The 14,064-nt window shown below is 70.8% G+C and carries 14 protein-coding genes; 7 read left to right on the top strand and 7 right to left on the bottom strand.

What is annotated here, in order from left to right; translation table 11 throughout:
- The first annotated feature begins 41 nt into the window (after positions 1–41).
- The 3 genes from ABD743_RS00825 to ABD743_RS00815 all read left to right on the top strand — a co-directional run bounded on the left by ABD743_RS00825 (position 42) and on the right by ABD743_RS00815 (position 2,699).
- Complete coding sequence (locus tag ABD743_RS00825) at positions 42–1,229, top strand: cytochrome P450 (protein WP_344717711.1); 1,188 nt, start codon at positions 42–44, stop codon at positions 1,227–1,229.
- A 1-nt stretch (position 1,230) separates the two neighbouring features.
- Positions 1,231–1,428, top strand: a complete 198-nt coding sequence (locus ABD743_RS00820; protein ID WP_344717709.1) for a ferredoxin — start codon at positions 1,231–1,233, stop codon at positions 1,426–1,428.
- A 77-nt stretch (positions 1,429–1,505) separates the two neighbouring features.
- Positions 1,506–2,699, top strand: coding sequence for an acyl-CoA dehydrogenase family protein (locus ABD743_RS00815; protein WP_344717707.1), 1,194 nt, complete (start codon positions 1,506–1,508; stop codon positions 2,697–2,699).
- 71 nt (positions 2,700–2,770) lie between these two features.
- Here ABD743_RS00815 and ABD743_RS00810 read toward each other — a convergent pair whose 3' ends face one another.
- Positions 2,771–3,568, bottom strand: a complete 798-nt coding sequence (locus ABD743_RS00810) for an alpha/beta fold hydrolase (RefSeq protein WP_344717705.1) — start codon at positions 3,566–3,568, stop codon at positions 2,771–2,773.
- A 266-nt stretch (positions 3,569–3,834) separates the two neighbouring features.
- Here ABD743_RS00810 and ABD743_RS00805 point away from each other — a divergent pair, with 266 nt between their 5' ends.
- The 4 genes from ABD743_RS00805 to ABD743_RS00790 are packed head-to-tail and all read left to right on the top strand — an operon-like array spanning position 3,835 to position 8,228.
- Positions 3,835–5,013: a sugar ABC transporter substrate-binding protein gene (locus ABD743_RS00805; protein WP_344717703.1), complete on the top strand. Its 1,179-nt coding sequence runs from the start codon at positions 3,835–3,837 to the stop codon at positions 5,011–5,013.
- 6 nt (positions 5,014–5,019) lie between these two features.
- Positions 5,020–6,630 (top strand): sugar ABC transporter ATP-binding protein, encoded by a 1,611-nt coding sequence (locus ABD743_RS00800; protein ID WP_344717701.1) that lies wholly within the window; start codon positions 5,020–5,022, stop codon positions 6,628–6,630.
- A gap of 2 nt (positions 6,631–6,632) precedes the next feature.
- Positions 6,633–7,652 (top strand): ABC transporter permease, encoded by a 1,020-nt coding sequence (locus tag ABD743_RS00795; RefSeq protein ID WP_344717699.1) that lies wholly within the window; start codon positions 6,633–6,635, stop codon positions 7,650–7,652.
- Between the two features lie 9 nt (positions 7,653–7,661).
- A complete protein-coding gene (locus ABD743_RS00790) occupies positions 7,662–8,228 on the top strand; it encodes a VOC family protein (RefSeq protein WP_344717697.1) in 567 nt (188 codons plus the stop codon).
- A 9-nt stretch (positions 8,229–8,237) separates the two neighbouring features.
- On the opposite strand, the gene ABD743_RS00785 is transcribed toward ABD743_RS00790, so the two are convergent.
- From ABD743_RS00785 to ABD743_RS00760, 6 genes are all read right to left on the bottom strand, one after another.
- The gene (locus ABD743_RS00785) at positions 8,238–8,690 is read right to left on the bottom strand and encodes an RpiB/LacA/LacB family sugar-phosphate isomerase (RefSeq protein WP_344717695.1); all 453 of its coding nucleotides are present in this window, start codon (positions 8,688–8,690) and stop codon (positions 8,238–8,240) included.
- Between the two features lie 14 nt (positions 8,691–8,704).
- Positions 8,705–9,649, bottom strand: coding sequence for a substrate-binding domain-containing protein (locus ABD743_RS00780; RefSeq protein WP_344717693.1), 945 nt, complete (start codon positions 9,647–9,649; stop codon positions 8,705–8,707).
- Positions 9,646–10,905 (bottom strand): NAD(P)/FAD-dependent oxidoreductase, encoded by a 1,260-nt coding sequence (locus ABD743_RS00775; RefSeq protein WP_344717691.1) that lies wholly within the window; start codon positions 10,903–10,905, stop codon positions 9,646–9,648. The genes ABD743_RS00780 and ABD743_RS00775 overlap by 4 nt, the downstream gene beginning before the upstream one ends.
- 97 nt (positions 10,906–11,002) lie before the next feature.
- A complete protein-coding gene (locus ABD743_RS00770; protein ID WP_344717689.1) occupies positions 11,003–12,025 on the bottom strand; it encodes a Bug family tripartite tricarboxylate transporter substrate binding protein in 1,023 nt (340 codons plus the stop codon).
- On the bottom strand, positions 12,022–12,522 hold the full coding sequence (locus ABD743_RS00765; RefSeq protein ID WP_344717687.1) for a tripartite tricarboxylate transporter TctB family protein: 501 nt from the start codon (positions 12,520–12,522) through the stop codon (positions 12,022–12,024). Before ABD743_RS00765 ends, ABD743_RS00770 begins: the two co-directional genes overlap by 4 nt.
- Entirely contained in the window at positions 12,519–14,054 is a 1,536-nt protein-coding gene (locus ABD743_RS00760) for a tripartite tricarboxylate transporter permease (RefSeq protein ID WP_344717685.1), read from the bottom strand. Before ABD743_RS00760 ends, ABD743_RS00765 begins: the two co-directional genes overlap by 4 nt.
- Between the last annotated feature and the right edge of the window lie 10 nt (positions 14,055–14,064).

The raw sequence follows: 14,064 nt of genomic DNA, 5'->3' as shown, positions 1-14,064 counted from the left end.
TGTGGGTGACAGCGCTGCCCCGGAAGGACGGACCTCGCAACATGACGACGACCGCTGCCCCGACGTACGGAGCGGACATCTACGAGGACCAGGTACTCCTCGAGCCGTACGAGCACTACCGGGCGCTGCGGGAGCTGGGTCCGGCGGTCTGGCTCGAGAAGCACGGCGCGTTCGCGGTGGCACGGTACGCCGAGGCGCGGGCCGTCCTCATGGACAGCGACACGTTCCGGTCGGCCAACGGGATCGCGCTCAACGAGCCGGCGAACCAGGCGATCCTGGGCTGCACGCTCGCCAGCGACGGGGACCTGCACGCCCAGCTGCGCAAGGTGGTGGCGCACCGGCTGACGCCCCGGGCCCTGCGCCCGATGCGCGAGCTCGTCACGGAGCGGGCCGACGAACTGGTGGCCGGCCTGGTGCAGCGTGGGTCGTTCGACGCCGTGTCCGACCTTGCCCGCGCGCTGCCGCTCTCGATCGTGCCCGACTTCATCGGCTGGCCCCAGGAGGGCCGCGAGCACCTGCTGGAGTGGGCAGGGGCCAACTTCGACTCGTTCGGGCCGATGAACGCGCGGGCGGAGCGAGCGATGCCCAAGTGCGGCGAGATGGCCGCCTACGGCGCGGAGATCGTCCGCACGGGCAACGTCCTGCCCGGCAGCCTCGGCGCAGGTGTGCTCGAGGCCCGCGACCAGGGCGAGGTCACCACCGAGCAGTGCATGATGCTGATGCTCGACTACCTCGCGCCCTCGCTCGACACCACCATCAGCGCGGTCGGCAGCGCGGTGTGGCTGTTCGCGCAGCACCCCGACCAGTGGGACCTCGTCCGTTCCGATCCCGGTCTGATCCCGAACGCGGTCAACGAGGTGGTCCGCTTCGAGTCGCCGATCCGCGCGTTCGGCCGGCTGGCCGAGAGCGACACGGAGATCGGCGGCGTCCCGATTCCGGCCGGGTCGCGTGTCCTGGTGATCTACGCGTCGGCCAACCGCGACGAGCGCAAGTTCGAGCGGCCCGACGAGTTCGACGTCACCCGCAAGGACGCGGTCCACCAGCTGGGTTTCGGGATCGGCGAACACGGCTGCGCCGGACAGGGCCTCGCCCGGATGGAGACAGAGTCGCTCCTCGCCGCGCTCGCCCGGTCCGTCACCCGGTTCCACGTCGGCACGCCCGAGCGCGCCCTCAACAACCTGATCCGCGCCTTCGGAGCCCTCCCGGTGACGGTCGAGACGGGCGCCTGACGTGCGGATCGTCGTCGACCACGACCGCTGTGAGGGCCACGGCCTGTGCGCGGGCCAGGCCTCGGAGGTCTTCGAACTCGACGAGGCCGGCGACCTGATCTACCGCTTCGACGGTCAGGACGTACCGGAGGAGCTCACGTCAGCCGCGGCACACGGGGCGTCCGTCTGCCCGGTGGCCGCGCTGCGGGTCGTGCACTGACCGACGGCCCGAGGACGGCCAGTGGCGCCCGGCGCGCCGTCGCCCGCTGTTCCCGCACACGAGAAGAGGAGCAATCAATGACGACAGCACCCTCGGTGCTCGGCCGTGCCGACGGCGCCGACCGGCCCACCGATCTGGTGGCCGCCGCCCGTGAGCTCCAGCCACTGGTGCGTGAGAACAGCGCCGCCGGCGAGGCCGCGGGGCAGCTCACCGACGTGGTGGTCGATGCCCTGCACGACAAGGGCCTGTTCGGCATGTGGGTGCCGGCACCGCTCGGCGGCGTCGAGCTCGATCCCGTCTCCTCGCTGGAGGTCGTGCAGGCCCTCAGCGAGGCCGACCCGTCCACCGGCTGGGTCGTCATGGCCGCCTCGCTCGCCACGGGTACCGGCGGTGCCTACCTGGGCGACGCGGCAGTGGCCGAGATGTTCCAGGGGCCGCGCTTCCCCGTGGTGGCGGGCCAGGGCACCCGGCCGGGCACGGCGGTGCGGGACGGCGACGGCTACCGCCTGTCGGGGTCCTGGAGCTTCGCCTCCGGCATCAAGCACGCGCAGTGGATCCACACGCTCGGGATCGTGGAAGAGACCGGCGAGCCGCTGATCTTCGTGCTCCCGGTCGACAAGGCCGAGCTGATCGACAACTGGGACGTGCTGGGTCTCAAGGCCACCGGCAGCATCGACTACACGATCGAGGACGTCTACGTTCCGGCTGCCTTCACCCACTCCGGCCCCACCGAGACACCGGTGCGGGGTGGCCCGCTGTTCACCCTCGGGATCATGCACTTCGCGCTGATCGGGCACTCGGCGTGGGCGCTCGGTCTCTCGCGGCGGATGCTCGACGAGCTGTCGGGGCTGGTCCGGTCCAAGGCCGGCCGGCCCGGCACCATGGCCGACAGCCTGGCCTTCCAGGCCGCATACGGCGAGGCGGAGGCCCGCTGGCACGCAGCCCGCTCCTTCGTCTACGAGACGTGGCGCGGTGCGAGCGAGACGATCAACTCCGGCGCCACCCTCAGCGTCGAACAGAAAACGTTGCTGCGGCTTGCCCTGTACAACGCGACGTGGGCGGCCGAGGCGATCAGCGTCGCCGTCTACCGGGCAGGGGGCACCACCGCGCTGCGCGCGGGCGTGATGCAGCGCTACTTCCGCGACATGCACGCCGGGACGCAGCACATCACCTCGGCCCCGGGCGTGATCGAGGGATGCGGGCGCTATCTGGGCGGCCTCGCCCCTGCGCATGACTGGCTGTACATGAACCTGGTGCCGAAGGCGAGCTGACCGAGCCGACGACGGCCGGGCCGAGACCCACGGGCCGGCCGTCGTCGTCGGGATCGGTCGGAAGGCGATCCTCAGCGGGCGGTGCCGCCGAGGAAGCCGATCACCAGGTCGGCGACATAGCCGGGACGCTCCTGGTAGAGGGCGTGACCGCACTGGGCGGCCACGCGCAGTTCGGCTCCCGCGATCGCGGCCGCGTAGGCATCGCTGTGTGCCCGCGGGATGATCGAATCCACCTCCGCGGCCAGCACGAGCGTCGGCGCGGTGATCCGCGGCAGGCGCCCGGGCAGCTCGGGGTCGTGCAGGAACGGGTCGCGCGCGAACCGTTCGAATGCCTTCGCGTCGCGTGCGGCCTGTTCGGCGGCCTCGGGCGTCGGGGGCACGGACAGTGCGGCGTCGGCGATCGCGCTGTCGTAGAACAGCGCCCGCACGATCTGCGGGGGCGACATCGTGAACAGGTCGGCCGGGGGAGCGTCCGGCACGTGCAGCCCGGCCGGGGCCATGAGGACGAGGTGCTCGATCCGCTCCGGCACGCTGCCGGCGAGCTCCGCGGCCACCCAGCCGCCGAAGGACGCGCCCACGAGGTCGAACCGGTCGACGTCCAGCTTCTCCAGCAGGTCCAGGTAGTGCGGCACGAGCTGCGGTACCGAGCCGATCTCGGGCAGCTCGTCGGACAGCCCGAAGCCGGGGTGGTCGGGCGCGATCACGTCGAAGTGCTCCGAGAGCCGCTCCAGGTACGGGTTCCAGGCCCCGGCACCGCCTGCCGCGTGGAGGACCACGACGGTGCGGCCCGATCCCTTCCGGAACAGGTTGATGGCGCCCGAGCCCATCGGGACCTTCGTCGGTGCCGGGCCGGTGGAGGAAACGGTCACTCTCGACTCCTCTGCGACGACTACAGCGGACATTTGTCCGTTCTGCAGACCGTCATCCATCACGCGGTGGCGTGTCAACGTCGGTCATCGCACTCGCGTGCGCGTGAGACAGGAGTCTCGGTCGGCATTGCCGACGCGGACAGGTGTACGGCAGGCGGTTGACATTCGTTCTTGCGCGAGTCAGGGTTCCGCCGATATCCGCGTCAGGCCTCGCGACCTGCGTCGAATCACCCGTGCTCTGCGCCCCCGACGACGAGGACGACACCATGGCTCATCCCGTGATCCGATCACCGCGGCTTCGACGGTGGCTCGCCGTTCCGGCCGCCGCGATCGCGCTTGTCGTGGCGGCCTGCGCACCCGCCGCGAACGACGCGGCCTCGTCCGAGCCGGGCACGGCGGTCTCCGCCGAGACCATCGCCCAGCTGAAGACGGAGATCGCCGCGGGTCAGGAGCAGCCGCAGTGGGCGGCCCAGGGCCCCGCGTTCTCGGTGGCCGGGCTGGCGGGCAAGAAGATCCTCTCGATGCCCGTGAGCAGCCAGCTCGCCGGCTGCGACAGCATGGCGCGCGACGTCGTGGAGATCGCCAAGAGCGTCGGCATGACCGAGAGCACCTACTTCCAGAACGACGGCGGCCCCGCCGCCTGGGTGCAGGGCATGAACCTCGCGATCAACCAGGGCTTCGACGGCGTCGCGCTGGTCTGTGGCATCGACCCCGCCGCGCTCGCCCCGCAGATGGAGGCGGCGAAGCAGGCCGGCATGAAGGTCGTGGACATGCACCTGGCCGACGTCTCGGAGGCGGCGTCGCCGCTGATCGCGGGCCAGACCAACGGCCAGTTCAACGACGCGATGCGGAAGGGGGTGGCGGCTGCCCTCGTCGACGCCAACGGCAACGCCATCGACGCACTCGTCATCACGTCGAACGAGAACCCGCCGTCCATCGGCATGGAGCAGACGGTCAAGGACGAGTTCGCCCGCCTCTGCAAGGAGTGCGGCGTCGAGTCGATCAACGTGCCGATCCCGTCCTACGCGACCGACCTGTCCGGTGCGGTCCGCTCCGCGCTCGTCCGCAACCCCGACATCCGGGCGATCTTCACGGTCTACGACGCGCAGACGCCGTTCGTCCTCCCGGCGATCAAGGCCTCCCGCGTCCCGGCCAAGACCTACGCCTTCGGCGGCGACGAGCAGTTCGTGAAGCTGATGGCCGACGCGTCGAACCCGATGGGCACGGACATGGGCCCGAACTTCTCGTGGATGGCCTACACCGGCGCCGACCAGCTGTTCCGCGTGGTTGCCGGGCAGCCGCCGATCCCAGCGGCCCAGGCCTACTCCCCGTACCGCCTGTGGACCCCCGCCAACGTCGGCGAGTTCACCCCACCGAACTTCGGCTTCGGCGACTCGTTCGTCGACGGCTACCGCAGCCTCTGGCTCGACGTCCCCGGGGCCTGACTCCCGATGGGGACCACGGCTTTGGAGATGCGGGGTGTCTCGAAGCAGTTCGGCGCGACCCGCGCACTGTCCGATGTGGACCTGACCGTGGAGCACGGCGAGGTTCTCGCACTGCTGGGGGAGAACGGCTGCGGGAAGTCGACGCTGGTGAAGGTCATGGCCGGTGTCTACGAACCGGAGCCGGGCGCGCGGATGAGCGTGGACGGGGTGGACGTGGCGCTGCCGATGCTGCCGGGTACGTACCGGGAGATCGGCCTGAGCTTCGTGCACCAGGACCTCGGGCTCGCCCGGCCGCTGACGGTGCTGGAGAACCTGCTCGGGGGCACGGTCGACGGGACGGCCTCCTCGCGCTGGCGGATCCGCTGGCGCCACGAGGCCCGCAGGGCCACCGAAATGCTCCGTTCGTACGGGGTGCAGGTGGACCCGTGGACGGTCGTCGACCACCTCGCGCCGGTCGACCAGGCCCTGGTGGCCATCGCCCGCGCGGCCGAGGAGCTCAAGCAGCATCGCGAGCGGTCGGGCGCCTCGTCGTCGGTTCTGGTCCTGGACGAGCCGACGGTCTTCCTCCCCGAGGAGGAGGTGAGCTTCCTCTTCGACCTGATCCGATCGGTGGTCGCGTCAGGGTCGAGCGTCGTCTTCATCTCCCACGACCTGCCGGCCGTCCGCGAGATCGCCGACCGGGTGACGGTCCTGCGGGACGGCCGCGTAGCAGCGAGTGCCCGGATGAGCGACGTGACCGACGAAGAGATCGTCGAGCTCATCGTGGGGCCTGCGGCCTCGGCCAAGGACACGTTCGGGCACGGCGAGGCGCGGTCGGCGACCGGGCGGGAGTTCGACCGGTCACCCGATACCGGCCTGCACGTCACCGGACTGTCCGGCGGCCGGGTGCGCGATCTCCACCTGGACGTCGCGCCCGGAGAGGTCGTCGGCCTCGCCGGTCTCATCGGCTCGGGCGCCGAGGACGTCCCGTACCTCCTGTTCGGCGCCCGCCCCGCCACCGGCGGCGAGCTCACGCTGAACGGCCGGACCACTCCGCTCACCCGGCAGAACCCCAGCGCGGCCGTGTCGTCGGGCATCGCGCTGATCCCGGCCGAGCGACGCCGCGACGCCATCGCGCCGGAGGTGTCGGTGGCGGAGAACATGATGCTGCTCGTCGTCTCCCGGTTCCGGAAGCGCGGGCGCCTGCGCCCCGGGCAGCTCCGGGCCACCGCCGACGAGCGGGCCGAGATGCTCGACCTGCGGCCCCGTCGCACGACCATGCCCGTGGGCACCCTCAGCGGGGGCAACGCCCAGAAGGTCGTGCTGGCGAAGTGGCTGGAGATCCGCCCACAGCTGCTCCTGCTGCACGAGCCGACACAGGGCGTCGACGTCGCTGCCCGCGCCGAGATCTACCGGATCATCCAGCGCGCTGCCGAAGGCGGCATGTCCGTCGTCTGGGTATCCAGCGACTTCGACGAGCTGGCCGCCGTCAGCGACCGGGTCGTCATCGTCAGCGGGGGCGTGGCGACGACCGCGATCGAACTCTCCGACATCTCGCCCGAGGCCATCACGACCGGTGTCTACGGCGCGGCCGCCGCGACGGGCGAGTCCTCCATCTCGACAGTGGGACGGGCGTGACGATGAGCAGCAGCACTGAGGTGGTGAAGCGTCAGGGCGGCCCGGATGCCCGGGGGCCTGCCGGGAACGGGAGCGGCGGCGTCACATGGCTCGGCCGCTGGGCGGAACGCGCGGCGCTCCCGGTGGCATGGCTGGTGCTGTTCGTGGTGTTCGCGGTGCTGTCGCCGGACCGGTTCCTCTCGATGGGGAACGTCTCGAACATCCTGGGATCGCAGTCGATCCTGTTCATGCTCGCGCTGGCGGCGCTCCTGCCGTCGATGGTGGGCGACATCGATCTGTCGCTCGGGGGTGTGGGCGGGCTCGCCGCCATCGCCATCGCGGTGCTCAACGTCAACCACGGGGTACCGATCACGCTCGCCTGCCTCGTGGCCGTGGGCATCGGGGCCGTGTGCGGTGCGCTCAACGCGCTGTTCGTGGTGCGGTTCAACACCGGCCCGTTCATCATGACGCTCGGCACGGGCACGTTCTTCACCGGCTTGATCTTCTGGGTCGCCAACTCGACGACGATCGTCGGCGTCGCGCCGGAGCTCTCGGAGTGGACCTACCTGCGCAGCCTGCTCGGCGTGCCGGTGCAGTTCTTCTACTGCCTGCTGATCATGCTCGCGATCTGGTACGTCGCCACCTACACGCCGCTGGGCGTGCGGGCGCTGTTCGTCGGGCAGTCCCGGGAGGTCGCCGTGCTCAGCGGCATCAAGGCCGACCGCATCCGGTGGGGCGCCTTCGTCCTCGCCGGCGTGATCGCCGCCCTCGCAGGCGTGCTCTACGTCGGCACCACCGGGTCGGCGGGCCCGACCTCGGTCGACACGTTCCTGCTCCCGGCCTACGCGGCGATCTTCCTCGGTGCCACCTCGATCCAGCCCGGCCGGTTCAACGCGCTGGGTACGGGCATCGCCGTCCTCTTCCTCGCGACCGGCGTCGCCGGCCTGCAGCTGCTCGGCGCGCAGGACTACGCGCAGCAGCTCTTCTACGGAGCGGCCCTCGTGCTGGCCGTGACGATCTCGCGCTACCTGCGCCGCACCTAGGGGGTATCCATGGCGGATCTCGGTTTCGGCCAGCCACGCGACGGCGTGATGCAGATGGCCTACATCGTGGAGGACATCCGGGCGTCGATCGCGTACTGGACCGAGGAGCTGCACGTCGGGCCGTGGTTCCTGCTCGACTCGTTCACCGGTCGCGATCCGGTCTACCGCGGCGAGCCGAGCCGGGCCGAGGTGTCGATCGCGATGGCCTTCGCGGGCCACATGAACATCGAGCTCATCCAGCCGAAGGACGACCATCCGTCGGTCTACCGGGAGACGCTGGAGCAGCGCGGTTACGGCTTCCACCACTTCGGCCTGTGCACCGACGACATCGACACGGCCATCGCCGACCTCGAGGCGAAGGGGCTCACGCTCGCGTTCCGCGCGGGTGTGGGGAGCGGCGGGGACGTGGCCTACATGGACGGCGGTCCCGGCAAGCCCGGGATGACCGAGCTGATCGAGTACACGCCCGGGATGGACGCCGGTTTCACGGCCATGTGGCGGGCGAGCCGGGACTGGGACGGCACCGACCCCGTCCGGCCCTTCGGCGCGCGGCCCGCAGCGGGCGACGCCGGATGACCTGCCTCGCTACGGGGTCCTGCCCTGCTCCACGGCGGCGATCTGGTCGAGCCGCCGCTGGTGCACGCCGCCTTTGAAGGGCGTCTCCAGCCACGTCTCGACGATCTGCACGGCGAGCTCGGGTACGACGACCTTGGCGCCGATCACGAGCACGTTGGAGTTGTTGTTGCCGCGGGAGATCCGGGTGCTGAAGAGGTCCTGGCAGAGGCCGGCGCGGATGCCGAGGATCTTGTTGCAGGTGATGGCCTCGCCTTGGCCGCTGCCGCCGAGGACGATGGCCCGGTCGGCGGGCCCGTCGATGACCTGCCGGCAGACGTCCACGCACAGCGGCGGGTAGTCCACGATTTCGTCGCCGACGTGTGAGGCCCTGTCGTCGACGTCGTGCCCGCGGTCGGCGAGCCAGCTGACGAGCCGCCCCTTCAGGTCGACGCCGTTGTGGTCGGACGTGATCGCGATGCGCACGTGCCCTGCCTTCCTCATGCGGTCAGATCGAGCGTGGCCTGCGCGAAGACCTCCTCGATCGCGGGCGGGCGATCCAGGATCTTCTGGTCGACGGCACTGCGCAGCAGCTCGTCCAGCGTCTTCCGGTTGGGCTCGATCCCGTAGGGGAGCGGGTCGGCACCCGTCGACTCCATCACGCGCGCGTACATCCGGTCGGTCGCCGTCGGGTTCGTGATCGCGCCGCTGCGCAGCCGCTCCACGTAGAGCTGTTTCGCGCGGGCGAACGCGTCGAAGACCTCCGCGGCGACCTCCGGCCGTGCCCGGAGTACCTCGTCCTTGATCACGACGAGGTGGTTGATCGGGTAGAGGCCGCGCTGCTGCATCGCCCGGAAGCCCGCTTCCAGCGGGTCGGGGATCAACGGAGTGACGTCGGGGCCCTCGATTCCCGCGCCGATCACCGCCGCGAGCTCGCCGCGCGCGAGCATCTCGTCCAGTGTCGTTCCCGCGTCGACCGGCACCACATTGCCCGGCGGCTGGTACTGCGCGACGTGTTCGTCGCCCGACAGCACCCACGTCACCGTGCGGAGGTCGACGCCGTACTCGTCCTGGAGGACCGACCGCGCCCACACGCCCGTCGTGACCGTGTAACCCCGACTCACCCCGACCTTGCGTCCTTCGAGGTCCTTGGGCGTACGGATGTCCGACGTCGTGATGCGGTGGATCGCACCGTGATGGAAGCCCCGCACCAGGAACACGGGCACCGCGGTGAACGCCACTCCGTGCGCCTTGGCGACGAGGTAGGTCGTCAGTGCCATCTCGCACACGTCGAACTCCAGGCCGCGGACCATCCGCCGGAACGCGTGGACGAGGACGGGCACCTCCTCGAACGCGAACTGGAATCCGTGTGGCGTCACCGCGCCGGTCTTGAGGGCTTCGTTGTTGCCCTGGGTGCGGGTCACCGTCAGCAGCTGCTGGCTCACGCGGCCGCCCCCGTGCCGGAGCCGAGCAGACTCTTCAGCGGGGTGGCGACGTCGGCCGCCTTGTCGGCGTCGATGCTGGTGCCCCGGTCGAGCGCCTTGCGCACCACCATGTAGTCGACGGGGCTGTTGACGGCGTCGACCGCCAGCAGCCGGTCGTCCTCGTAGTAGAGGACGGAGAAGCGCTCGCTGTCCGGGTCGCCGCGCACCACGACGGTGTCGTAGCCGAAGGAGAGCCCCGCGATCTGCAGACGCAGATCGCCCTGGTTCGACCAGAACCACGGCACGCTCCGCGGATCCTCGACGCTCCCCAGCAGCGTGGCCGCCGCGACAGCGGCCTGGGCCTGCGCGTTCTGGACGGACTCCAGCCGCACCCGGCCCTCGCCCGTGAGGGGATGCGGACGGGCGGTGCAGTCGCCCGCCGCGACGACGAAGGGCGCGCTGGTGCGCGCGTGGGCGTCGACGACGATGCCCCCGTCGCACTCGAGGCCGATCCGCTCGGCAAGCTCCGTGCGCGGGACCACCCCGATGCCGACCACGACGACGTCCGCCTGCAGCTCGGTGCCGTCGGCGAGCACCACGCCGCGGACCCGGCCCCCCTCGCCGGTGAAGGCCGTGACTTTGGCTGAGAGCTGCACGTGCGTGCCGCGGCGCTCGTGCGCCTGCCGGTAGAACTCCGAGACGACCGGCGCGACGTTTCGCCACATCAGGCGCTCGGCCGCCTCCACCACGGTGACGGTCTTGCCCTGGCTCCGGGCCGCCGCGGCGGCTTCGAGGCCGATGAAGCCCCCGCCGACGACGACCACCCGCGACGCGTCGGCCAGTTGGGACCGCAGGCGGGTCGCGTCGTCGAGGTCGCGCAGGTAGCAGATGCCGTCGAGGTCCGCGCCCGGCACGTCGAGGCGCCGCGGGCCGGCTCCGACGGTGAGCGCGAGCCGGTCGAAGGTCAGCTGGCGCCCGGCCGCGGTGATCGCCGCCCCGCCGGGGTGGGAACCGGGGGAGAGGGCCAGGTCGGTGACCTGCTCGCCGCTGATGAGCGTGATGCCGGCCTCCGCGTACCAGGCCGGTGTCCGCAGTGCCACGGAGCCGTGGTCCGCGTCGCCTGCCAGGTACTCCTTCGAGAGCGGTGGCCGCTGGTAGGGCGCGTGCGGCTCGTTGCCGACGAGCGTGATGGGCGCGGTGTCACCCCGCCCGCGGAGCGTGACGGCCAGCTGGAGGCCCGCCTGGCTGGCACCGATGATGAGGGTGCCGGCGTTCACCGTGGACCTCGGACGAAACACCGCAGGCGCGTGCACGGCATTGAGCTCCCCTCTCGGTATTGGCCATACCATTATACCATCGGATGGCGAGGTGCCCCTACGTGATCTCGCGCAGCGCCGTCTGGAAGGCGGCGTCGGAGTGCAGCAACGAGTCCACCGCGCGTGCGGTGGCGTCCCCGGGCATGAACTCGATCGGCCTGCGCTGTTTCGTGGACTTCGCCACGAGCTCGGGGTCGGTGAGCGCGCAGGCGAACGCGTCGCGCAGGAACTGCAGCCGGGCCGGCTCCACGTCCGGTGTCGTGGCGACCGTCCGACTGGCCGCGGCCAGATCGAGCAACGAGGAGAGGATCTGTGTCTGTTCCGGGGTCCGCAGCGGGAGGTCGGCCGCGCTGGGTGTGTCGGTGAACAGCTCGTCGTCGGTCTCGCCGATCGTGAGCAGGGGGCGGATCTCGCCGGCGCGGATCGCGCTCGACACGCTGGCGACCGGGAGGACCTGGGCGTCGGCGTCGCCGCGGAGGTAGGCGGTGCGCGCCTCGCCCGAGCCCGAGAAGCCGGTGATGACGTCCACCGGGAAGTCGAAGATCCGGGACAGCAGGGGCGGGTTGACGTAGTCGTTGGACCCCGGCCCCGTCGAGACGAACTTGACCGGCTCGGCCGAGCGGCGCATGTCGTCGAACGTGCGGAACCTGCTGTCGGCCGCGACCACGACGACGTTCGCCTCGGACGAGACCCTGGCCAGCCAGGAGAGCTCCGACAGGTGGAAGTTCAAGCCTTCGGCCTGGCCGAGCTCGGCGCTCACCGCGCCCACCGTGTTGATGATCTGGACGCGCAGCCCGTCCGGGTCCGCGACCGCGGTCTGGGACGTCGCGAGCAGCCCGCCCGCACCCGGCTCGTTGATCACGGTGACGTCGCTGCCCGTGCACCGCGAGAGGTAGGGCGCGATGTCGCGCGCGTACAGGTCGTAGCCGCCGCCGGGCTCGTACGGCACGACGAACTCGATGGTCTCCCCGGCGAAGAACTCCGCCGGAGGCGCTCCCGCGCCGCTGCCCCCGCACCCGGCGGCCGCGAGCAGGCAGGTGACCGCCGCGCCTGCGAGGACGACACGCACTCCGGCCCTCATGCGAACACTCCTTCCGGGATCTGGATGGCGAGCAGTTCGACGAACACGAGCCACAGCAGCAGCCCCATCGCCGCGGCGTAGATGGCGCAGAATCGCCAGCCTGCCCGGACGCTCAACCGCAGGTAGGCGGCGGTGAACACCACCGTCGTGACGATCAGGCCGACGACATAGACCGCCGCGAAGAAGCCCGCGACCCAGAGCAGGGAGCTCCGCCAGTTCGCAGCCCCCGCCGTGGCGAACACATGCGCGGGGTCGTGGTCCGCCTCGTCGTCGGCTGATGTGGGCACCGGCGCCGCGACGTGGGTCCGTCCCGTGAGCACCAGAACCAGGTGGAGTGCGCTCAGTCCGACGCCGACACTCGCAACCAGGGTCGGGACCAGCGAAGCGCGGAACCCCCACTGCCGGGCCAGCAGCAGCGCTCCGGCGAAGACCACCAGCAGGACGATGGTGAACACGAGGTCCGGCGTGCGCCGCGAGCCTTCCGACAGTGGGTTCATCGCCGCTCTCCTGTCTCTTCGAGCTGCGCCGACGCAGCCGAGCGCCTTCGTCGCCACAGCGGGCGGGCGAGCGTGACCACGATGATCGCCGCCACGATCAGCACCAGCGGCCTCGTCAGCCATTCGAACCCGTAGAGGGAGTAGGACAGGAACAGGTACCGCTCCGCGATCGAGCCGAGCACCACCGCCAGCAGGAACGGGACGCGCGGCCAATCCCAGCGGACGCAGAGCACGCCGATCACCGCGGCCCCGAGCATCACGAGCACGTCGCCGAAGTTGTTGCTGGCCGTGAACGCGCCGATGGTCAGGAGCATCAGCAGAGCCGGGACGATGTACGTGCCGGGCATGGTCGTGAGCCGGGTGAGCTGCCGGACGAGCAGGAAGCCGACGGCAACCGCCACGATGTTGGCGAGGATGGTCACCCACGCCATCGACAGCGTCACGTCGAGGTCGGAGGTCAACATCTCGGGTCCGGGGTCCAGGCCGACCACCAGGAACGCGCTGAGCAGCACTGCTGTGGCGGCGCCGCCGGGAATCCCGAACGCCACGGTCGGGATCAACGCACCGCTGTCCTTGGCGTTGTTGGCCGAACCCGCGGCGATGACGCCTTCGATCGAGCCTTTGCCGAATTCCTCGGGGTGCTTGGAGGTCTGCTGGGCGTGGCCGTAGGCGAGGAACTGAGCCACCGACCCGCCGACGCCGGGCACCATGCCGACCCCCACACCGATCGCGCTCGAGCGCACCACGAGCCACCAGTGGGCGAAGGAGTCGCGCACGCCCCGTCCGAGCCCGGACAGGTCGCCCGACGCCGAGCTCGCACCGGCCGTGGCAGCCTCGGCTTCGGCGCGCGAGATGCTGCGCCTGCTGAGCATCAGCTGCAGGAGTTCGGTGCCCCCGAACAGCCCGACGACCAGCGGGACGAGCGGGATGCCTGCCCAGAGGTAGAGCTCGCCGAACGCGTAGCGCGGCACGCCCTCCTGCGCGTCGATCCCCACCATCGCCACCAGCACGCCGAACGTCGCCATCAGCAGGCCCTTCAGCATCTGCTTGCCCGACAGCGCCACGACGAACGTCAGCCCGAGAACGGTGAGGACGAAGAACTCGGCAGGCCCGAACGACAGCACCAGCGGGCGCACGATCGGGATGATCGCCACCAGCACGATCGCGCCGAAGGCCGCACCCAGCGCGGAGGCCGACAGCACAGCCCCCAACGCCCGGCCTGCCTGGCCACGCTTCGTCATGGGGTGCCCGTCGAGCACCGTCGCCGCGGACGTCGCCTCGCCCGGCACGCCGAACAGCACCGAGGTGATGTCGCCCGCCGTCGAGGTCACGGCGAGCATCCCGAGCAGGAACGCGAACGCCTGGACCGGCTCGAGGCCGACCGTGAACGGCAACATCAGCGCGAGCGTGACCGCACCACCGAGGCCGGGCAGGATCCCGACCGCGAACCCGAGCGCGATGCCCACCAGCATCAGCAACAGCGTCTGGAGCTGGAATACCTGGGCGAGACTGCCGACCAGCGCTTCTCCCATGGATCCTCCG

This window comes from Pseudonocardia yunnanensis (assembly GCF_039534065.1).
GTDB classification, from domain to species: Bacteria; Actinomycetota; Actinomycetes; order Mycobacteriales; family Pseudonocardiaceae; genus Pseudonocardia; species Pseudonocardia yunnanensis.
Note: the sequence above shows the minus strand (reverse complement) of the source record. Positions and strands in the feature narration are given on the sequence as shown.

What these genes read in the sequence shown, in the direction of transcription:
- ABD743_RS00825 (WP_344717711.1), top strand. Translation starts at nt 42, where the DNA reads ATGACGACGACCGCTGCCCCGACGTACGGAGCGGACATCTACGAGGAC.
- ABD743_RS00815 (WP_344717707.1), top strand. Translation starts at nt 1,506, where the DNA reads ATGACGACAGCACCCTCGGTGCTCGGCCGTGCCGACGGCGCCGACCGG.
- ABD743_RS00805 (WP_344717703.1), top strand. Translation starts at nt 3,835, where the DNA reads ATGGCTCATCCCGTGATCCGATCACCGCGGCTTCGACGGTGGCTCGCC.
- ABD743_RS00800 (WP_344717701.1), top strand. Translation starts at nt 5,020, where the DNA reads ATGGGGACCACGGCTTTGGAGATGCGGGGTGTCTCGAAGCAGTTCGGC.
- ABD743_RS00795 (WP_344717699.1), top strand. Translation starts at nt 6,633, where the DNA reads ATGAGCAGCAGCACTGAGGTGGTGAAGCGTCAGGGCGGCCCGGATGCC.
- ABD743_RS00790 (WP_344717697.1), top strand. Translation starts at nt 7,662, where the DNA reads ATGGCGGATCTCGGTTTCGGCCAGCCACGCGACGGCGTGATGCAGATG.
- ABD743_RS00770 (WP_344717689.1), bottom strand. Translation starts at nt 12,025, where the DNA reads ATGAGGGCCGGAGTGCGTGTCGTCCTCGCAGGCGCGGCGGTCACCTGC.
- ABD743_RS00765 (WP_344717687.1), bottom strand. Translation starts at nt 12,522, where the DNA reads ATGAACCCACTGTCGGAAGGCTCGCGGCGCACGCCGGACCTCGTGTTC.
- ABD743_RS00760 (WP_344717685.1), bottom strand. Translation starts at nt 14,054, where the DNA reads ATGGGAGAAGCGCTGGTCGGCAGTCTCGCCCAGGTATTCCAGCTCCAG.